The organism is Armatimonadota bacterium, from assembly GCA_031432545.1.
In the GTDB taxonomy this organism is placed as follows: Bacteria; Sysuimicrobiota; Sysuimicrobiia; order Sysuimicrobiales; family Sysuimicrobiaceae; genus Caldifonticola; species Caldifonticola tengchongensis.
Genome location: JAVKGX010000008.1, coordinates 35,946 through 55,722, shown reverse-complemented (window position 1 = coordinate 55,722; position 19,777 = coordinate 35,946). Strand labels below are relative to the sequence as shown.

22 protein-coding genes and 1 tRNA gene are annotated in these 19,777 nt (G+C 67.4%); all 23 read right to left on the bottom strand.

Going from position 1 to position 19,777, the window contains the following annotated elements:
* Positions 1-14: 14 nt before the first annotated feature.
* Positions 15-602 (bottom strand): flavin reductase family protein, encoded by a 588-nt coding sequence (locus tag QN163_08445; protein MDR5684038.1) that lies wholly within the window; start codon positions 600-602, stop codon positions 15-17.
* Between the two features lie 92 nt (positions 603-694).
* Positions 695-2,185, bottom strand: a complete 1,491-nt coding sequence (gene hpaB / locus QN163_08440) for a 4-hydroxyphenylacetate 3-monooxygenase, oxygenase component (GenBank protein MDR5684037.1) — start codon at positions 2,183-2,185, stop codon at positions 695-697.
* A 23-nt stretch (positions 2,186-2,208) separates the two neighbouring features.
* Positions 2,209-3,729 carry a 5-carboxymethyl-2-hydroxymuconate semialdehyde dehydrogenase gene (hpaE, locus tag QN163_08435; GenBank protein MDR5684036.1) on the bottom strand — a complete coding sequence of 507 codons (1,521 nt, stop codon included), beginning with the start codon at positions 3,727-3,729 and terminating at the stop codon, positions 2,209-2,211.
* A 2-nt stretch (positions 3,730-3,731) separates the two neighbouring features.
* Positions 3,732-4,502, bottom strand: a complete 771-nt coding sequence (locus QN163_08430) for a fumarylacetoacetate hydrolase family protein (GenBank protein ID MDR5684035.1) — start codon at positions 4,500-4,502, stop codon at positions 3,732-3,734.
* Complete coding sequence (gene hpaI, locus QN163_08425; protein ID MDR5684034.1) at positions 4,499-5,440, bottom strand: 2,4-dihydroxyhept-2-ene-1,7-dioic acid aldolase; 942 nt, start codon at positions 5,438-5,440, stop codon at positions 4,499-4,501. The genes QN163_08430 and hpaI overlap by 4 nt, the downstream gene beginning before the upstream one ends.
* Before the next feature lie 95 nt (positions 5,441-5,535).
* On the bottom strand, positions 5,536-7,203 hold the full coding sequence (locus QN163_08420) for a molybdopterin-dependent oxidoreductase (protein MDR5684033.1): 1,668 nt from the start codon (positions 7,201-7,203) through the stop codon (positions 5,536-5,538).
* Positions 7,204-7,468: 265 nt separating this feature from the next.
* Positions 7,469-8,161, bottom strand: coding sequence for an NADH-quinone oxidoreductase subunit C (locus QN163_08415; protein MDR5684032.1), 693 nt, complete (start codon positions 8,159-8,161; stop codon positions 7,469-7,471).
* The gene (locus tag QN163_08410) at positions 8,158-8,622 is read right to left on the bottom strand and encodes an NADH-quinone oxidoreductase subunit I (GenBank protein MDR5684031.1); all 465 of its coding nucleotides are present in this window, start codon (positions 8,620-8,622) and stop codon (positions 8,158-8,160) included. Before QN163_08410 ends, QN163_08415 begins: the two co-directional genes overlap by 4 nt.
* Positions 8,623-8,662: 40 nt before the next feature.
* The gene (locus tag QN163_08405) at positions 8,663-9,775 is read right to left on the bottom strand and encodes an NADH-quinone oxidoreductase subunit D (GenBank protein ID MDR5684030.1); all 1,113 of its coding nucleotides are present in this window, start codon (positions 9,773-9,775) and stop codon (positions 8,663-8,665) included.
* Positions 9,776-9,780: 5 nt separating this feature from the next.
* On the bottom strand, positions 9,781-10,287 hold the full coding sequence (locus QN163_08400; GenBank protein MDR5684029.1) for an NADH-quinone oxidoreductase subunit B family protein: 507 nt from the start codon (positions 10,285-10,287) through the stop codon (positions 9,781-9,783).
* Positions 10,288-10,557: 270 nt separating this feature from the next.
* Positions 10,558-11,841, bottom strand: a complete 1,284-nt coding sequence (gene murA, locus QN163_08395) for a UDP-N-acetylglucosamine 1-carboxyvinyltransferase (GenBank protein MDR5684028.1) — start codon at positions 11,839-11,841, stop codon at positions 10,558-10,560.
* Between the two features lie 2 nt (positions 11,842-11,843).
* Positions 11,844-12,116 carry an IreB family regulatory phosphoprotein gene (locus QN163_08390; protein MDR5684027.1) on the bottom strand — a complete coding sequence of 91 codons (273 nt, stop codon included), beginning with the start codon at positions 12,114-12,116 and terminating at the stop codon, positions 11,844-11,846.
* The gene (gene ubiE, locus QN163_08385) at positions 12,113-12,922 is read right to left on the bottom strand and encodes a bifunctional demethylmenaquinone methyltransferase/2-methoxy-6-polyprenyl-1,4-benzoquinol methylase UbiE (protein ID MDR5684026.1); all 810 of its coding nucleotides are present in this window, start codon (positions 12,920-12,922) and stop codon (positions 12,113-12,115) included. The genes QN163_08390 and ubiE overlap by 4 nt, the downstream gene beginning before the upstream one ends.
* A 10-nt stretch (positions 12,923-12,932) precedes the next feature.
* Complete coding sequence (locus tag QN163_08380) at positions 12,933-13,235, bottom strand: LuxR C-terminal-related transcriptional regulator (protein MDR5684025.1); 303 nt, start codon at positions 13,233-13,235, stop codon at positions 12,933-12,935.
* 336 nt (positions 13,236-13,571) lie between these two features.
* Positions 13,572-13,646: transfer RNA gene (locus QN163_08375), tRNA-Ile, on the bottom strand.
* Between the two features lie 70 nt (positions 13,647-13,716).
* On the bottom strand, positions 13,717-14,478 hold the full coding sequence (gene truA / locus QN163_08370) for a tRNA pseudouridine(38-40) synthase TruA (GenBank protein ID MDR5684024.1): 762 nt from the start codon (positions 14,476-14,478) through the stop codon (positions 13,717-13,719).
* Between the two features lie 85 nt (positions 14,479-14,563).
* Positions 14,564-15,376 carry an energy-coupling factor transporter transmembrane component T gene (locus QN163_08365; protein ID MDR5684023.1) on the bottom strand — a complete coding sequence of 271 codons (813 nt, stop codon included), beginning with the start codon at positions 15,374-15,376 and terminating at the stop codon, positions 14,564-14,566.
* Positions 15,360-16,355 carry an energy-coupling factor transporter ATPase gene (locus QN163_08360; protein ID MDR5684022.1) on the bottom strand — a complete coding sequence of 332 codons (996 nt, stop codon included), beginning with the start codon at positions 16,353-16,355 and terminating at the stop codon, positions 15,360-15,362. The genes QN163_08365 and QN163_08360 overlap by 17 nt, the downstream gene beginning before the upstream one ends.
* A complete protein-coding gene (locus QN163_08355; protein ID MDR5684021.1) occupies positions 16,352-17,185 on the bottom strand; it encodes an energy-coupling factor transporter ATPase in 834 nt (277 codons plus the stop codon). The genes QN163_08360 and QN163_08355 overlap by 4 nt, the downstream gene beginning before the upstream one ends.
* Before the next feature lie 66 nt (positions 17,186-17,251).
* Complete coding sequence (rplQ, locus tag QN163_08350) at positions 17,252-17,608, bottom strand: 50S ribosomal protein L17 (GenBank protein ID MDR5684020.1); 357 nt, start codon at positions 17,606-17,608, stop codon at positions 17,252-17,254.
* A gap of 10 nt (positions 17,609-17,618) precedes the next feature.
* The gene (locus QN163_08345; protein ID MDR5684019.1) at positions 17,619-18,554 is read right to left on the bottom strand and encodes a DNA-directed RNA polymerase subunit alpha; all 936 of its coding nucleotides are present in this window, start codon (positions 18,552-18,554) and stop codon (positions 17,619-17,621) included.
* A gap of 72 nt (positions 18,555-18,626) precedes the next feature.
* Complete coding sequence (gene rpsD, locus QN163_08340) at positions 18,627-19,250, bottom strand: 30S ribosomal protein S4 (protein ID MDR5684018.1); 624 nt, start codon at positions 19,248-19,250, stop codon at positions 18,627-18,629.
* Between the two features lie 125 nt (positions 19,251-19,375).
* Complete coding sequence (gene rpsK / locus QN163_08335) at positions 19,376-19,765, bottom strand: 30S ribosomal protein S11 (protein ID MDR5684017.1); 390 nt, start codon at positions 19,763-19,765, stop codon at positions 19,376-19,378.
* Positions 19,766-19,777 lie beyond the last annotated feature (12 nt).

Below are 19,777 nucleotides of genomic sequence, written 5' to 3'. Positions count from 1 at the left end.
CCTCCCGACTCCCCCTAGTCCCCGTAGAAGATCTGCACCTCCTCCGGGTTCCAGACCTCCACCGGGTCACGCGGCGCGGTCTCCGCCTGGCGGAGGCGGTGATAGCGGCCCCCAAAGAACAGCAGCGGACTCAGCCGGCCCGGGGAACGGTGCAGCGCGAGCACGCGGCCCAAGAACAGCCGGTGGTCCCCACCCGGCAGGACATCGTGGACCGCGCACCCGACGGCCGCCAGCACGCCGACCAGACGCGGGCCCCCGACCCAGGGCTCGAAACGATACTCGGGCGGACGCTCGTGTGGCCAGGCTCCGGCGAAGTACTGCGACAGGGCCTGCTGCTCGTCCGTCAGGATGTTCAGCGCGAACCCGCCCGCACGCTGCAGGAAGTCGTTCATCCTGGCGCGCCGGTCGATGGACACGCAGACCAGCAGCGGGTCCAACGAAACCGACATCACGGCGTTGGCCGTCATCCCGTGCACGCCGTCGGCGCCGTGCGCGGTGACCACGGTGACGCCGGTGGCAAACAGCCCCATGACCCGGCGGAACTCTGCCGCGTCGACCCCTTGCGCCTGCCGGTCTGGTGCGAGGTTGTCGTCCTCCGTCACACGCCCTCTCCCTCAGAGCGCCACGACCCCGAGTCGTGCTTTCGCACTTCTGTCTGGGCTCTCTCCCCTGGCAGCGGGCTGTGGAGGACGGCTCACTCCCCTCCCACCTCCGCTGTCTGGGGTTCCAGGGTCTCGCGCTCTGCGCGCTCCAAGAACGCCCGCACGCGCTCCATGTAGGGCTTGCGGTCGTAGGAGTTGAACATCGCACCGGCCATCCGCACCGGATCGCCGAAGAAGAAGCGCTCGTACAGCACCTGCCGCGAACCGAACGCGCTGATCGCGATGTCCCACGCCAGGCGGAAGATCTTGATGCGGTCGATCGCATCCGCCCGCGCTGCCTGGTAGTAGCGGCGGATCGTCTCTGCCTGCGGACCCCTCACGTCCTTCTCGGTCGGGATGGCCATGAATCCCGACGCCCCCAACTGCTGCAGGATCTCCACCATCCGCGGGTACATGCGCGTATACACGTTGCGGGCGGCATCCAGCGGCGGCCACGCCGGCTGCACGACGCCCCAGCGATTGACCTGCGCCTCGACCTCGCTCGTGCGCAGGAACGCCCGCATCGCCTCCAAATTGATGATGATCTCCGCGATCTTCTCCTGCACGTGCTGGTACTGCTCGATTGCGATCGTGTCCACGATCAGCGAGGCGACGCCGAGCAGGAACTCGGTCTTGGCGACGTTCTTCGTGACCACCTGGTGCGCCATGTGGGCGACCGCCCCCGTCATGGCGAACGCGCGGTTGCACTTGTCGACGTCGCGCAGCAGGAACACACGTTCCCACGGCACCTGTACGTCGTCGAAGATCACGACCGCGTCCATTTCCTCGAAACGCGATCCGAGGGGGTGATCGAAGGGCGACTTGCCGTAGTCGAACGTCTCCCGACACAGGAAGCGCAGGCCCGGCGTGTCGTTGGGAATTGCGATCGCGAACGCGTACGGCGCGTCCTCCTCGCCGACCTTCAGCAGCGTAGACGGGAAGACCATGATCTCGTCGGACACAGGCAGCGTCGCCAGCATCCGAGCGCCGCGCACCACCAGCCCTCGGGCATTCTCCTCAACGATCCGCGCTGCCAGGAACGGGTCCGCCTGGCGGGCGGGGCCGACGGACCGGTTCGCCTGCGGGTTGATCAGCGTGTGGGTCAGACACAAATCGTTCTCTCGGACGTACTCGTAGTACCTGAGGATGTTCTCACCGAACCGCGGATCGTTCTCGGCGCAGTAGTCGGCCGCCGATGCGTAGCCGACCAGCGCGCGGTTCAGGTAGTCGGGTGTCCGTCCCATGAACCCGCCGGAGTAGTCGGCCCAGTGCTTCATCATCCGCCGCACGCGGACGAGGTCGTCCGGGGTCTGCGGCATCAGGAACGACAGCCCCACCGGATGGCCGCTGGACGGCGACGTGTAGGTCATCTCGTCGCGCAGCTTCGGGTCGTGCTGCATGTCGTACAAAGCGGCGATGCTGCGGACGATGTTTCGGAACGCTGGGTGCTCGACCGGATCGGAGACCCGCTGCCCTTCGATCCACAGCTCGCGCGGCCGGTTGCGGATGCCGTCGAGGAACTGCGCGCCCGTCCTTGCGCCCATGTTCGATTCCCTCCCGTGGTCCGTCACGGTCGCGGCGGACCCGCCGGCCGGCCGAGGCCCATCCGCGGGATGCCGTGTCGCCCCAACGCCACGTGAACCGTCTGATACTCAGTGTAAAACTCGAACGAGAACACTCCACCCTCGCGCCCGATCCCGCTGTGCTTCATGCCCCCGAAGGGGGTGCGGAGGTCCCGCACATTGTGTGAGTTCACCCACACCATCCCCGCTTCAATGGCCTGGGCTACGGTGTGCGCACGCCGGTTGTCCCGGGTCCAAAGGTACGCTGCGAGACCGTACCGCACACCGTTGGCGATTCGGATGGCCTCCTCCTCCGTCCCGAACGGCAGCACCGCGAGTACGGGGCCGAAGATTTCCTCCTGTTCGATTCGGGTGCCGGGTCGCACGTCAGTGATCAAGGTCGGCTCGAAGTAGTTGCCCCGCTCCAGACCCGGCGGGCGGTCGCCGCCCAAGAGGATCCGCGCGCCCTCCTCTCGTGCCACGTCTATGTAGCCGCGCACCCGCTCCCAGTGGTCGGGATGGATCAGGGGGCCGACCTCCGTCTCGGGGTCGAACGGATCGCCCACCCGGAGGCTTGCCACGCGCTCTCGCAACTGCGACAGGAAGATGTCGTAGATCGGCCGCTCCAGCAGCAGCCTCGACCCTGCCGTGCACCGTTCCCCGTTCAAAGAGAAGATCATGAAGATGGCCGCGTCCAGCGCGCGCTCCAGATCGGCGTCCGCGAAGACAATCGTGGGGTTCTTCCCACCCAGTTCCATCGAAAACCGCTTCAGCGTCGCAGCACCGTTGCGCATGATCTCCATGCCGGTCCGGGTCTCGCCGGTGAACGAGATCAGCTGGACCATGGGATGGGCCACGAGAGCGGCACCCGCCGTCTCCCCGAAACCATGGACGACGTTGAACACACCGGGTGGAAGATCTGCCTGCTGGATGATCCGGGCGAGTTTCGTCGCCGAAAGCGGCGACCATTCGGCCGGCTTCAAAACGCAGGTGTTGCCGGCGGCCAGGCACGGTGCGACCTTCCAAGTCTCGAGCATGAACGGCGTGTTCCACGGCGTGATCAGCCCCGCCACCCCCACCGGGTGCCGGACGGTGTAGTTCAAGAACTCCCCGTCTTTCGGATAGGACTCGCCCTGGATGCGGGTGGCCATCTCGGCGAAAAAGTAGAAGTTCTCCGCCGCGCGCGGGATCTGCGCACCTCCGGACTGGGAGATCGGCAACCCGGTGTCCAAGGTCTCCAGCCACCCGATCTCCTCGACGTGGGCGTTGATGAGGTCGCCGATGCGCCGCAGGTACTTGGCCCGCTCAGCGGCCCGCATCCGTGGCCAGGGGCCCTCGTCGAACGCCGTCCGCGCCGCGCGCACCGCTCGATCGATGTCCTCCGCCGTCCCCTCGGTCACCTCCGTGATCGGTTCGTTCGTCGCGGGGTTCAGCGTCTCGAACACCCGCCCCGCGACGCCGTCGACGAACTCTCCGGCGATAAAGTGTCTGGCAGGTTCGAGCGACGCCGATGGCTGCCTGCGCACCGTCAAGCGGTCCTCCTCACTGGGCCCTGCGCGTCTTCCTCGGAGATCACGCGGTTCTCGAGGACCCCGATCCCCTCGATCTCCATCCGCATCACGTCCCCTGGACGGACGTGCGAGATCCCCTTCGGTGTACCCGTCAGGATGAGGTCGTCCGGTTCGAGCGTCATGATCGAGGAGATGAACTCCACCAGATCGGGAACGCGGTGGATCAGTTGGGCGGTCGTGCCCTCCTGGCGCAGCTCACCGTTCACGTACGCCCGCAGCGTCAAGCGGTGCGGATCCCCGATCTCCCCCTCGACGACCCACGGGCCGACCGGTCCGAAGGTATCGTATCCCTTCGCGCGCACCGGGGGGCGGTAGAAGTTCCGGACGAAATCCCTCGCGGTCACGTCGTTGAAGATCGTGTACCCGCGGACGACCTCGTACGCGTCGGCGGCCCGGACGCGCCGGCACGTGCGGCCGATCACGACTGCCAGCTCGACCTCGTAGTGCAGGTACTCGACCCCAGACGGGTAGACGACGGGCGCGCGATGCCCGATCAGCGCCGAGAGCGGCTTGAAGAACAGTGCCGGCTCTTCGGGCGGAGTCATCCCGAGTTCGACCGCGTGGTCGGCGTAGTTCAGTGCCAGCCCGACCACCTTCGTCGGCACCACCGGCGGCAGCCACACCACCGCGTCCGGGTCGTAGGCGCGGCCTCCACGGTCGAACAGCAACCCGTCGCGCAACTCCCCGACGTGAACCGTGCCCTCGGTCGCGAAGCGGACCTGCTTCATGACGATCGGTGTTGCGCGGCGGATGGCCAGTGGGGGGCTACAGGATCCCCCAGCAGCCCGTAAGCGCGCAGCGCATCCCGAATCCTCCCGCGGTTCTCCTCTGAGGGCATGACCAGCGGGAGCCGGATCTCGGGCGCGATGCGGCCGAGCAGGCTCAGAGCGTACTTCACGGGACCGGGGTTGGTCTCGACGAACAGCACGTCATTGAGCGGCATCAATTCGTAGTGCAGATCCAAAGCGGCCCGCCAGTCACCTTCCTGCCACAGCTCGTACATCCGGGCGACGCGATCCGGCACCAGATTCGCCGTCGCGCTGATGAACCCGGAGCCGCCGATCGTCAGCATCGGATAGCAGAGCAGCTCGATGCCGCTGAAAAGGAGGAAGTCACGCCCGCAGCGCAGCAGGACGCGGTTGACGTGCTCGAAATCCTTGTTCGACTCCTTCACCCCGACGATGTTGTCGCAATCCCGTCGCAGGCGCGCCAGCGTCTCGACCTCCAGGTTGACGGCCGTACGGCCCGGGATGTTGTAGACGATCACCGGCAGCCGGGTGGACCTGGCCACGGTCCGGAAATGCTCGTACAGTCCACGTTGGGTCGGGCGCACGTGGTAGGGGACGATGACGAGGACGGCATCGGCTCCGAGGCGCTCGGCGTGGGCGGTCAATCGCAGCGTCTCCTCGTGGTTGTTCGAACCCGTTCCCGGCACGACGGGAACCCGCCCTGCCGACGTCCGCACCGCGATCTCGATCACCCGTTCGCGTTCTTCGACCACCAGCGATGTCGGCTCCCCGGTCGTGCCCGTGACTGAGATCCCGTGGCTGCCGGACGCGATCTGCCACTCGATGAGAGCGCGCAACGCCTCCTCGTCTACACGCCCGTCTCGGAAGGGCGTCACGAGGGGGACGATCGAACCCCGCAACCGACTCAGATCCGCCATCGCCTGTCCACCGCAGCGACCCAGCCAGGGGCGCCAATCTAGCGTATCACGTACCCGAAGCACGATATCGGGCCGGCGCCTCCCCTCGGTACTCCCTAGCGAACCGTCACGCGGATCGTGTGGTAGCCCGTGGCCCCGTCGGGCAACGGCGGAGAGACCTTCGCTTCCTGGAGGGTGCCGACGCCGTCGCGTGCGCGAACCTTCAACGTGTAGCGGCCCGGCTTCGCGTCCCAGAACACTCCCCACAGTACCCAGGAGTGCTTGCCCATGGCCGGCTTCACCTCGGCGCGCCGCCACGTCCTGCCGTCGTCGAAGCTTACCTCCACCATCGAGATTCCGCGGTCGCCCGCGTACGCGACCCCGCCGACACCGATCGGACCCGCCGGGAGGGATGCCCCGTGGGTCGGGGTCGTGAACTTGGACATGGTCTTCACGACGGCTTCGTCCGACCAGCCCTGCGCCTCCCAATACCCGACATGGTCCTTGTCGGTCAGTTCCAGTTTCGTGATCCACTTGGGATTCTTCATCCCGAACAGTCCCGGAATCACCGCGCGTAGCGGAAACCCGTGCTTGCGGGGCAAGATCCCGCCGTTCATCTCGTACGCCAAGAACGCGTCGGGTTCCATCAGGTCCGCGAGCGGCACGGCCGTGTGGTAGCCGTCTGCGGATCGAAAGACCACCTTGTGCGCCTCCCGCTTGGGCCTCGCGCGAGAGAGGAGATCGCGAACCCGAACGCCCTTCCAGATCGTGTTGCCGATCAGGTCGCCGCCAACGGGGTTGCTGATGCACGCAAACGTATGGGGGCGAGAAAACGTCGGAAGGCTCTTGAGGTCGTCGATCGTCAGGCGCAGCGGGTTTTCTACCAGCCCGGAGACCTCCAGTGTCCAGTTCCGGATGTTGACGTCGGGGTCGAAGAAGTTCTTGCTCACCGTGTAGAAGCGGTCGTTCGGTGTGATCTCGGGTGGGATCCCCTGGATCCGTGAGATCACCGACTGCGCCCACGCCGCCGTGTGCGAGACGAGATGGGACAACCACGTCGCGAGCGCCGACCCGGCGGCCAGCCCACCGACGATAGCAAGGCATCGGGTCAGGATTTCACGCCGGCTCACGCGCTCGTCGCCGTCCGCGGTTGCTGCGCGGAACGGTGGCTGTCCCCCCTGTCCACCGGCCCTTCCCTGTTGGAGGCCACGACCCGGCGGCGTTGGCTCCGTCGGAGGGGCGCGCCGAGGTGAGGGCTTTCCCGCCACCAGATAGCCGATGCCGATACCGTACAGCGCGCTCCCGGCCAGCAGCATCGCCCACACCGACGGTACGGGTCCTGCACCCGTGCCCATCCAACCGCCTCCGAACAGCGGTACCAGGACGACGCCCCACGCGAGCCATGCGGCTGCCGCGACGAGCGCACCGGCCCGCAGACCCCGCAAGCCCCGCGCCGCGAGCACGCCGTGCGCCGCAAGCGCGCCGGCTCCTGCGATCCCCGCGATGACCAGGTTCGCCGACATCAGCGCGAAGAGCTTGCCGAAGTGCTCGATGCCGAAGTGGCGGCGGCCGAAATCCTCGAACGCATTCACGAGGATCGAGAACCACACGGGGGGCAGCATGCGAAACATCCGCTCGCCCAGCAATTCCACCGGGATGCGAACCCCCAGCGCGTCGCGCAGCCACAAGGGGACTCCCCACGGTGCGGATCCGATCGTGAATCCGCCGAAACCTGTCAGGCCCAGGACCACGCCGTAAACGAACCTCACCCCGGACGGGCGCATGCGACGGCCTCCTACCGCAAGCTTACTCCTACCGTGCGGCAACTGTGTAAAGATCCGGCTTCGACTTCTCAGCCGAGGACTTCGGGGTTACGTCGCCGCACGCGTCCGGGGTGGGGTGCGCAGCGAGCGTGCGCCGAGGACTGCGGAACGCAGGGTTCGTCGTCCGTCGAGCAACCCAGAGGGGACCGAAAACGAACCGATGCCCAGGAGGTGAACGTCTCAATCTTGTCGGAGGGGCTGGGCGATGCGGCGCCGAGGCCGTGCGTCAGGCGCGCTCGCCGATAGGCGTCTCGATGCCGGCGACCTCGCCCTGCCGGATCTTGGCGATCTGGACCAGCCACTCCGGCTCTTCGTAGACGTAATCCTTGCGCAGCGGGTGACCCTTCCAGTCGTCCGTCATCATGATGCGGCGCAGATCCGGATGGCCTTCGTAGACGACGCCAAACAGGTCGTAGGTCTCCCGCTCGTGCCACTCCGCAGTGATCCACAGGTCGCTGACCGTGGGGATACGCGGTTCGTCCCGATCCACCGGAACCTTGATCAGCACCTCGTGGTTGTGCTCCGTGGACCACAGGTGGTAGGTGCACTCCATCCGGTCCTTCCAGTCGATGGCGCTTGCGAAGGAAAGGTAGTCCATGCGGGACGCGGGGTCGTCCCGCAAGAAACGCATGATCTCCTTGAAGATCTCACGTGGGACTTCGAGCGTCGGTGTCTTGTAACGCGGGACCTGCGGCTCCTCCCTGCGCGGCGGGCGGGGAGCGGGTTTCCCCTCCGCCTTGGCCCGCTCGACCTCCTCCTGGTACTGCCGCTGCTTTTCCGCTTGCTCACGCTCGAACGCTTCCAGCGCTTCCCTAGCCGCCTGGGCGGCGTCGCGGACCTGTGGGAACCGTTCCCGCAGCCTGTTGACGAGTTCGTCGGGGAAGTGACCGCCTGCGGGGTTCCTGCTCGTCCCGATCATCCCACGATTCCCCTCGCGACCGGTTCCTTGGGCGCGGCGCGGTGCAGGTCTTCGAGGTCGTAGAGCAAGTTCGCCCGGTTGTAGGTGCTCCCCTCGTAGTGCGGGATGAAAACGATGGCCTCGGTCGGACAGACCTCCACGCACAACCCGCAGTACTGGCACTTGTCCATCTCGATGTCGAACCGTGTCAGTACCCGGTCCCTGCCCTTGCCCTGCGCCTCGATGTGGATGCAGCGACTGGGGCAGATACGCTCACACTGGAAGCAGATGATGCACTTGTCGTTGCCCGTCTCGGTGTCGATCGGCAGAGCCAGCAGCCCGTGCCACCGCGGCGACACGTTCGACTTCTCGATCGGGTACATCACCGTGACCTTGGGGCGCACGATGTTCTGCAGCGTGACCCCCAATCCGGTCACCAGACCGGTAACGGCCGCGGCCGCTTTCCTCACCAGTTGCGCCATCGAGACCTCCGAGAAACCGTCGACGTCGTGAGCGGATGCCTCAGCGATCCACGTCCGCAAGCACGATGTCGATGCTGCCAAGAATCGAGATGATGTCGGCCACCTTCCATCCGCGCATCATCTCGGTGAGCGCGTGCAGGTTCACGAACGACGGAGCGCGGATCTTCACCCGCCACGGGAACTCGCCCCCGGTGCTGACCAGGTAGATGCCCAGGTCGCCGCGCGGTGACTCCACGCGCGTGTAGACTTCGCCCGGCGGCGCCTTAAGATTCAACGACACGCGGGGAGCCCGAAAGTCCCCGTCGGGGAGTTGGTCGAGACACTGTAGGATGATCTTCGTCGCCTCCCGCATCTCGTCCATGCGAACCAGATAGCGCGCGTAGCAGTCGCCCTCGGTGTACACGGGCACCTGGAACTCGACCCGATCGTACATCTCATAGGGGTGACTCTTGCGAACGTCCCACTGCAGCCCGGAGGCGCGGGCCACCGGGCCACACGCACCGAACGCGATGGCCTGCTCGCGGGTCAGCACACCGATCCCCTGGGTCCGCATCTGCCAGATCGGGTTGCCGGTCAGCAGTTTGTGGTACTCGTCGAGGCGGTTGAGGAAGTACTGACAGAACTCCCGGCACCGGTCCGTCCACCCCGTGGGCAGGTCCTCGTTCACCCCACCCGGCCGGAAATAGACGTGGTGCAACCTTCCCCCGGTCACCGACTCGAAGAGATCCATGACGATCTCCCGCTCACGCATGCACCACAAGAACGCGGTGAACGCGCCCAGGTCGATCCCGTAAGTCCCTAGCCACAGCAGGTGGCTGGCCAGACGCTGCAGCTCCATGAAGATCGTGCGGATGTAGCGCGCCCGGTCCGGCACCGGGACGTCCGCAAGCGTCTCCACCGCCCGTAGGATGGCCATCTCGTTCACCAAGGCGGCCAGGTAGTCCATGCCACGGTCAGCCAGCGCGATGTTCTGTGTGTAGTTGCGGTGCTCCATCATCTTCTCGACGGACGAGTGCAGGTAGCCGATGTCGGGTACCGCCTCGACAATGTTCTCGCCGTCGAGGGTCACAATGAGCCGCAGCACGCCGTGCGTGCTCGGGTGCTGGGGACCCATATTGAGGATCAGTTCCTCCGTACGTAGGGTCTTCGCCATCGCGCCTATGCGCCGGACGCCACCGTGCGGCGGAGGAGGCGGCGTTCCTTGCGGATCTTTTCTTGCAGTTTCAGCACGCCCTCGATGAGCGCCTCGGGCCGAGGTGGACACCCGGGCACGTAGACGTCTACTGGGATCACCGTGTCGATGCCCTTCACGATGGAGTAGTTGTCGTAATAGAAAGGCCCTCCGCAGGTCGCGCAGCTGCCCATGCTGATCACGTACTTGGGCTCAGGCATCTGCTCCCACAGCCGACGCACGACCGGCGCCATCTTGATTGTGCAGCGCCCGGCGACGATGATGAGATCCGCCTGACGCGGCGTCGCCCGCGGGATGACCCCCATCCGGTCCAGGTCGAACCGGGTGCCCATCGCCTGCATCATCTCCATCGCGCAGCATGCCAGCCCGAACGTCAGTGGCCAAAGCGACGCCGCACGCGCCCAGTTCAGAACGTTCTCGATCGTGGTCAGCAGGATCTCACCGCCGGGGAACTTCTGGATGACGTCCGCCACCTGTTCGATGGGAGCGATCTTGGTGCCCTCCACCGGGACGTGCGCTACCTGTGTGACTTCAGGACCGCCCGAAGACACGCCACGCTCCTGGATTGAAGGTTCCGGGAAGTCGCCGGACCGCCCGCTTCACGCGGGATCCTGCCACGGTGATTCTCTCACAGACGCTCAAACCGGCTCAAGTCGACGCCGAGTGCCTGGCACCGGGACGGCCGCCGGACCGGCCCGCCGCCGCCCCCATCCTTCCCCCGCCCGCGTGCCTGGCACCGGGGGTCAGCCGACGGCCACGGGCTCAGCCTCGGAAGGAGACACCCGGCGGACGTCCGCGCCGAGGGCCCGCAGTTTGTCCTCCAGCCCCTCGTACTTCCGGTCGATGTGCTCGAGCCCAGTGATCTCGGTCGTGCCCTCGGCGACCAGCCCCGCGATCACTACCGCCGCCCCCGCCCGGATGTCCAGTGCCTGCAAGGGCGCCCCGGAGAGCCTGTCGACGCCGCGCAGGTAGGCGGTGTTCCCCTCGACCCGGATGTCGGCCCCCATCTTCTGGAGTTCGTAGGCGTAACCCATCCGGCCGTCGTAGATCGTCTCCCGGATGACGGCCTCACCCTCGGCGGTCGTCAGCATCGCAACGAACGGCGGGTGGAGGTCGGTGGCGAACCCGGGAAACGGAGCCGTGTCGATATCGACCGCCCGCAGTCGCCGGGGAGCCCGGACCCGGACGCTGTCGGTGTTGGCTTCGACCTCGCAGCCGGCTTCGCTCAGTTTGCTCAACAGTGCCGTGACGTGCTCGGGGATCAACCCGTCCACCTCGACGTCCCCCCCGGTCGCGGCTCCGGCGATCAGATAGGTCCCGGCCTCGATCCGGTCGGGGATGACCGTGTATCGGGCGCCGCGCAACCCCCGCACGCCCTCGACCGTGATCGTCGGCGTGCCGGCTCCCCGCACGCGGGCTCCCATCAGGTTCAAGAACACCGCCGTGTCGGTGACTTCGGGTTCGAGTGCAGCGTTCTGCAGCACCGTGGTGCCGTGGGCCAACGACGCCGCCAACATCATGTTGATCGTGGTGCCCACGCTCTTGCGCGGGACGAAGAACTCGGTACCCTGCAGCTGGGGGGCGTGGCCGAGCATGTATCCGTGCTCGGTCTGGACCGCGGCCCCCAGGGACTGGAAGCCCTTGATGTGGAAGTCGACCGGACGTCCCCCGATGGAGTCGCCGCCCGGGAGTCCGACCTCGAACCGGCGGGCACGGGCGAGCAGGATCCCCGCGGCGTAGTAGGATCCGCGGATCCGGCCGCAGAGTTCGGCAGGAGCGGTGACCCCCTGCAGGTTCCGCGCGTCTACGGCCAGACGCCCGCCCGGCGTCAGCTCGATGCGGCAGCCCAGCGCCCGCAGGATGTCGGACATCACCTCCACGTCCAGACAGCGCGGTACGTTCTCGATCACCGACAGATCCGGCGCGAGGGCTGCGGCCGCCATGATCGGCAGCACCGTGTTGACCGCGCCCGCGACCTTCACCGCTCCGTGGAGGGGGCGGCTTCCGCGCACCACCAGCCGGTCCACGGTCAGGGCTCCACCGCCGGCCGCAGCCGGCTGTCGAGGTAGTATCGCACGAGTTCTTCGAGGATGCGGTCGCGTTCCACCTTGCGGATCAGCGACCGCGCGCCGCGGTGGCTGGTGATGTAGGTCGGGTCTCCGGAGATCAGGTAGCCGACGATCTGATCCTTGGGGCTGTAGCCCCGCTCCTGGAGTGCTCGGTAGACTTCCAGCAGGATCTCGAAGACCCCGGGCTGTTCTTCGCCGAGCTTGTAGACGCCGGTTTTCTCCGACTCATTCACGGTACACCTCGATCCGCCAAGCGGCCTTGGGTTTTGTTCTCGGGGTGCGCTTTCGTTTCCTGGACTTCCCCGGGGACGGTGCCCTTCTCGCCGACGTGTACGGCCACAGCCCCCCACAGGAGGTTCTCATACCGCACGTGGGTGAATCCCACGGCCGCGAGGATGCGCGCGAACGCCTCCTGGTTGGGCCAGTGCCGGATGGACGTCGGCAGGTAGAGGTAGGCGTCGGGGTGGTGGGACAGCCGGCGCCCGACCCACGGGATCGCGGTGTACGAGTAGAAATCGTACAGTGCCCGGAAGAGCGCATTCCGAGGGCGGCTGAACTCCAGGATCACCGCGCGGCCCCCCGGCCGCAGCACCCGGTGCAGTTCGCGCAGCGCCACGTCGAGCCGGGCGACGTTGCGGACGCCGAAGCCGACGGTGACCGCATCGAAGGCGGCGTCGGGAAGCGGCAGCGACTCCGCGTCGCCCTGTACGAACCAGATCCGGCCCCGGCCGCCCGACCGTTGCCGCGCGATCTGGACCATCGGTGCGGCGAAGTCGATGCCCACCGCCCTCCCCTCCGCACCGATCCGCTCGTGGAGCAGGACTGCCAGGTCGCCGGTGCCGCAGCAGACGTCCAGCGCCCGCCCGCCGGGCACCAACCGCGCGAGGCGCGCCGCGTGGCGCTTCCACCGCCTGTGCAGACCGAAGCTCAGGAGGTTGTTGAGCAGGTCGTAGTGCCGCGCGATCTCGCTGAACATCTCGCGCACGTACGCCCGCTTCCGCTCCGGAGGCAGGGCACCCTTGCCGGCGTCGAGGGCCACGCAGACTAGTCTACAGGGTCAGGGTCGGGGATGGGTGCCCACCGAGAACAGGGCGCACCGGTCCGCGGCGCGCATCCGACCGCCCGGGAGCGATCCCACGGATCATCCGCCCACCAGCCCGCGGCGGGTCGCCCTCGCGGACCGCTTCGGCACGGCTGCGGACGCCCAGTTTCGACAGCACCGACGACACGTGGTGTTCGACGGTCTTGAGCGACAGGTGCAGCCGGCGCGCGATCTCCGCGTAAGCGCTCGCCGCCAGCCCAGCGCCAGTAGGCGAGTTCGCCGGCAAACCAGGGGTGTGCGCGGCTCGCAACTTGGGGATTGTCCCCGAAAAGAGACCCGATGAAGCCGGCTTCATCGCTTGCGCGACCGGTCGACGACAACGAGGAGGGAGACGGATGCCGAGATACCCGGTGGAGAGCACATTCCGCGACAGGTTGCACACCCCGGCAACCGACGAAGGGGCTGCGACCTGCCTGACGGTTGTGGGCAGCAACGCGGATCTCGGGGTCACGTGGGTGCACTCCTATACGTCACTGAGGACAAGCGAAAGACGTACTGCATCTACGACGGGCCACACCCCGAGGCCAGCCGCCGTGCCGCCTCGGTCGGCCGCGTGTGAGCAACAACGAGTGTCGGCACGAGACGTTGGTGGGCCCGCCTGGGCTCGAACCAGGAACCCACCGGTTATGAGCCGGGCGCTCTACCCTTGAGCTACGGGCCCCAACGGCCATTATAAGCCCCACGGGGACAACGGACAGTCTGCCGCGAGGACGTCCACCCACCAGCAGACCTCACCCGTGGGGCGGACGCCGGTCCTCTGGATAGGCGACCCGCATCAGGTACAACCCACAGGCGGCGACGACCGGTCCCGCGCGCTGGCTGTCGCCCGATCCCAGCAGGTCGGGGATGCTGTCGGGTGGCCGCTTCCCGCTGCCGACTTCCAGCAATGTCCCCACCATGATGCGGACCATGTGCCGCAGGAAGCGGTCCGCCTCGACGTCGACTATGACCAGAGAGCCCTGCCGCCGCAGCTCGATGCGGCGCACCTCACATACCGTCGAGTGCGGCCGGCTGCCAGTCGCATGCAGCGCCGCGAAGTCGTGTTGCCCCATCATGTGCCGGGCGGCCGCGCGCATGCGGTCGAAGTCCAGATCCCCATCCCAGAACAATGCACGGTCGCGCAAGAGCGGATTGCGGCCCGGCCGGTTCCAGACCAGGTATCGGTAGCAGCGTGCGACGGCATCCCGGCGCGCGTGGAATCCATCTGCGGCGTCTGCGGCCGCACGGACAGCGATCTGCGGCGGCAGGAAGTGATTCAAGGCCGCCACGAAGCTGGCACCCGGCAGGTCGGAGGAAGTGAGGAAGTGGGCCACCTGGCCGATCGCGTGCACCCCCGCGTCCGTGCGGCCGGCCCCGATCACCCGGGCATGGGATCCGGTAACCGCCCGGACCGCCCTCTCCAGTTCGCCTTGGATCGACGGGCGGCGCGGCTGCAGCTGCCAGCCCGCGTAGTCTGTGCCGTCGTAGGCTACGGTGAGCCGGATCGTTCGCATCGGACACAGGCCGCAGCGCCCCCGTCCCGGCAACCCGGGAGGTCACGCCCACCGGTCGTTCCCAACCTCAGCCCCCTGATCTCCCCTACACGCGGCCGGGCAGGAGCACGGCGACGCTCGCCAGCAGCACGACGAATCCGGCAGCCAGATCCGCCGGTCGATAGCGTAGTTGTTTCATCCGCGTCCGGCCCTCGCCCCCACGGTAGCATCGGGCCTCCATCGCCAGTGCGAGCTCGTCCGCACGCCGAAAGGCACTGACGAAGAGGGGCACCAGGATCGGAATCAGAGCCCGCGCGCGCCTGAACGGACCGCCGGTGTCGAGTTCGGCGCCGCGCGCCATCTGCGCCTTCATGATCTTCTCGGTCTCCTCCACGAGCGTGGGGATGAACCGCAGGGCGATCGTCGTCATCATCGCCAGCTCGTGCGCCGGCACCCCGATCCGCCGAAACGGGTTGAGCAGCCGCTCCATACCGTCGGCCAGTTCGACCGGCGAGGTCGTGAAGGTCAGCATCGACGTCGCGACGACGAGCAGCACCAGCCGTGCGGTCACGAACAGCCCCTGCATCAACCCCTCGTGGGTGGCGACAAACGGTCCCCACCGCGCCAGCACCGTGCCGCCCGACTGCCCACCGAAGAAGATCTGCAGGACCAGCGTCAGTAGCAACAGGAACCAGATCGGACGCAGTCCGCGCACGACGAACGCCGGTGGGATCCGAGAGACAGCGATCAACGCCACCAGCAGCACGGCGAAGACCCCGAAGCCGGCGAAGTCCCGGACGGCGAACACGACGACCATGACGGCGGTGGTGGCGAGGATCTTGGTGCGCGGGTCAAGTCGGTGTACCGCCGACGGGCGCGGGACGTACTGACCGATCGTGAGGTTACGCAGGAGTTCCATCGTCAGTCGACCGTCGGCGGCCGGAGCCCGGAGCGCGCCGCAGCGCCGAGGCGATCTCTTCGCACGCCTCCTCCAGCGTGAGCCGGTCGGCACGGACCGGCAGACCGGCCGAGCGCAGCCGCAGCAACAGGGCGGCGGCCCTCGGTACATCCAGGCCGATCTCCCGCAGGCGCTCCGCCTGGGAGAACGCCGTGCGGGTCGGGGCGTCCAGGAACACCCGACCCCCGTGCAGCACGACCACGCGGTCGCACAACCTTGCCACGTCGTCCATGCTGTGCGAGACGAAAATCACCGTGGTCGCCTCTCGCGCGCGGAAGGCCGCGATCCGCTCCAGGATCTCGTCACGGCCCACGGGATCCAGTCCCGCAGTCGGCTCGTCGAGGATCAGCACCTCCGGCCGCATCGCCAGCACCCCCGCGATCGCGACGCGCCGCATCTCCCCTCCGGAGAGGGAGAAGGGCGAGCGCTTCCCGAACGCGTCCGGGTCCAGGCCGACCAGGTGCAAGGAGTCGCGGACACGCCGTTCCACTTCCTCCGGGTCGAGGCCGAGGTTGCGGGGACCGAAGGCCACGTCGTCGGCCACCGTCTCCTCGAAGAGCTGGTGCTCCGGGTACTGGAACAGCAACCCGATCTTGCGTCGGACCTGCCGCAGGCTGACGCCGGGCCCGTGGATGTCGGCTCCGTCGACGAGCACCCGGCCGGCGGTGGGCCGCAGCAACCCGTTGAAGTGCTGGACCAGTGTCGACTTGCCCGATCCGGTCGGCCCCACGAGGCCGACGAATTCGCCCCGCCGCACCGCCAGTGTGACGTCCCGCAGGGCCACGGACTCCAGGGGCGTCCCCCTGAAGTAAACATGACTCAGGTTCTCGCACGCGAGCAGGGGGCGTGCATGCGGCTCCGCGAGTGTCGTAACCGGCGAGGTCTCCGTCGCCAGCGCACCGACCCTCCCCGATTTCCTGCGGGCGAACGAGGAAATCATTTCCACGCCCCGAGGATCTCGCGGGCCAGGCCGTCCACGTCGAGCGGGCGAGAGCGCAGCGCGACGCCCCGCGCCGCCAGACAGCCCGCCAGCTCGGCCATCTCCGGGGCGCGCAACCGCAACCGGCGAAGGCGGTCGGCGTCGGCGAACACCTCGGCCGGCGGCCCGTCCAAGACGACCTGTCCTGCGGCGAGCACGACGACGCGGTCGGCGGTGGCCGCCTCTTCCATGTTGTGCGTGATGTGCAGGATCGTGATGCCTTCGGTGCTGCGCAGCCGGTGGGCGGTCTCCAAGACCTCCCGGCGCCCCTCCGGATCCAGCATCGTCGTGGCCTCGTCAAAGACGATGCACGCCGGCCGCATCGCCAGGATCCCAGCGATCGCGACGCGCTGCTTCTGGCCGCCGGACAGCAGGTGCGGTTCCCGTCGCCGGAGATCCGCTAGGCCCACCGTGCGCAGCGCCTCCTCCACGCGACGGCCGATCTCCTCGGGGGGCAGCCCTAGGTTCTCGGGGCCGAAGGCCACGTCCTCCTCGACGACCGTCGCGACGATCTGGTTGTCGGGGTTCTGGAACACCATTCCGACGCGCCGCCGGATCTCCCACACCGACTGCGGATCGCGCGTGTCCAGACCCTCTACGAGGACGATGCCTTCGGTGGGGAGGAGGAGAGCGTTGAGGTGCTTGGCCAGTGTGGACTTGCCGGAACCGTTGCCTCCGACGATCGCCACGAACTCGCCCCTGTCGATGCGCAACGACACGTCGTGCAGCGCACGGACTTCCTGCGGGGTGCCCTTGTGGTAGACATGGGTGAGGTTGCGGACCTCGATCAGAGGAGGCGTTGCGCCGTCCGCCACCCGCTGTGCGTCCGGCCGCAGAACGCGCGCATCCACGGAAGCCTACTTCTCGACCAGCTCCAGATAGGCCATCGGCGCCGAGTCTCCACGCCGGGGGCGATCCTTCACCACGCGCGTATACCCGCCACGGTTAGGCTCGTAGCGCGGAGCCACGGTGTCGAACAGCTTTCGCAGTGCCTCCTCGTCCTGGATCAGCCGGGCAACTTGGCGCCGGGCGTGGAGGGTGTTCGCCCGCGCGCGGGCAATCAGCTTGTCGGCGATCTTCTTCGCCTCCTTGGCCTTCGGCTCGGTCGTCCGAATCCGCTCGTGCCGGATCAGAGCCGTCACGAGGTCGCGGAACAGCGCCCGGCGTTCCCCGGTGTCGCGGTTCAGCTTGCGCGCCTTGGCACCCGTCCCCATGTGATCCGCGCTACCCCCTCTTTTTCAGCGACAGCCCCACGGCCGCCAGCTTCTCGACCACCTCTTCCAGCGACTTGCGGCCGAAGTTCTTGACGTTGGCAATCTCTTCTTCGGTGCGCTGGACGAGATCGCCGATCGTATGGATGTTCGCCCGCTTCAGGCAGTTGTACGGACGCACCGACAGCTCGAGATCCTCGATCGGCGACGCCAAAAGCCGCGCCTGCTCGGGATCGCCGCTTGCCGCCTCCAGACTGCCATCCTCTTCGCCGATGCCGCTGATGAGCCGGAAATGGTCGATGAGGAGCTTGGACGACTGCGCGATTGCGTCATCGGGGCGCACCGCCCCGTTCGTCCACACTTCGAGCACCAGCCGTTCGAGCTCGCCCCCGATCCCGACGTGTGTGTCCTCGACGACGTAGTTCACCTTCTGAACCGGCGAGAAGATCGAGTCGACCGGGATCACGCCGATGACGTGCTCGCTCTTCCGATGCTTCTCGGCGGGCACATATCCCTTTCCGCGCTCCACGACGATCTCCATCGACAGTTTGGCGTCACGCTTGTCGATCGTAGCGATGGGGAGATCTGGGTTCAGGATCTCCACCTCGGCATCGGGCTGGATGTCGCCGGCGGTGACCTCACGCTTGCCCTTGGCTTCCAGACGGAGCAGTTTCGGCTTGTCGGTGTGCAGGCGGAGGGTGAGCTCCTTCAGGTTCAGGATGATCTGCGTGACGTCTTCGACCACGCCGGGCACGGTGCTGAACTCGTGCAGCACGCCCTCGATCTTCACCGAAGTGACGGCCGCACCGGGCACCGACGACAGCAGCACGCGCCGCAGCGCGTTGCCGATGGTGGTCCCGAAGCCCCGGTCCAGGGGTTCGACCACGAGCTTCCCGTACGTGTCGGACAACTCCGCGTACTCGACTCTCGGCTTGCTGAGTTCCCACAATTGGAAGATGCTCATCGCAAGAAACCTCCGGTGGGCGGTCGAGGCAGGCGTCGTCCCACCCGCGACGCGCCGTTATCTCGAGTAGTACTCGACGATCAACTGCTCTTGTACGGGCACATCGATCTCCTCACGTGCAGGCAGCGCCAGCACGCGACCCTGGAGCCGCTCCGGGTCGAACTCCAGCCAGGACGGGGGTTGGCGGGTACCGCCTTCCACCAGCGTGCGGATGCGCGTGTTCCGCGTGCCCCTCGGCGTCAGCGCGACGACCTGTCCGGGCCTAACCTGGTAGGAGGGAACCGTCACCCTGCGGCCATCGACGCTGACGTGCCCGTGCGTCACGGCCTGCCGTGCCTCCTTGCGCGACGATGCCAAGCCCAAGCGGTAGACGACGTTGTCGAGGCGCGTCTCCAGCAGCTGGAGCAGGCGGGTGCCGGTGACCCCCTTGGCCTTCGCCGCCTGCTGGAAGTAGCGCTTGAACTGCTCCTCGTACACGCCGTAAATGCGGCGCAGCTTCTGCTTCTCGCGCAGCCGTACGGCGAACTCCGACGCCTTGCGCCGCGATGGCGGGTGCACGCCCGGCTGCGTCGGTCGCTTGGCCACCGGGCACTTGTCCGTGAAACACTTGTCCCCTTTCAGGTACAGCTTCAGCCCCTCGCGGCGGCACAGCCGGCACACCGCGTCGTGGTACCTGCCCATCGAGACTGCCTCCGTTTCAGGCTACGTCCGCGGACGGATCCGCCCGGCGGTCTTCCGCCGGTCTCCTCTCTGTCCGCGACCCCGCCTCTCAGCCTGATTGCGGGGTGTTGCTGTTCGTCGGGGCACTAGACCCTGCGGCGCTTGGGCGGCCGACAGCCGTTGTGCGGCACCGGCGTCACGTCCTTGATCAGGCTGATGTCCAGCCCCGCCGCCTGCAGCGAACGGATCGCGGCTTCGCGGCCTGAGCCCGGGCCCTTCACGTACACCTCGACGTGGCGCACGCCGTGCTCCATGGCCTTGCGGGCGGCGGCCTCCGCCGCCAGCCCCGCGGCAAACGGGGTGCCCTTGCGCGACCCCTTGAACCCCTGGGTTCCAGCGCTTGCCCACGACAGCACGTTGCCCTTGGGGTCGGTGATCGTGACGACGGTGTTGTTGAACGTCGACTGGATGTGGGCCCGCCCCATCGGCACGTTCTTGCGCTCGCGGCGCCGTCCCCGCGTCCCTCTTTTCGCCATCCAGACCTCCCG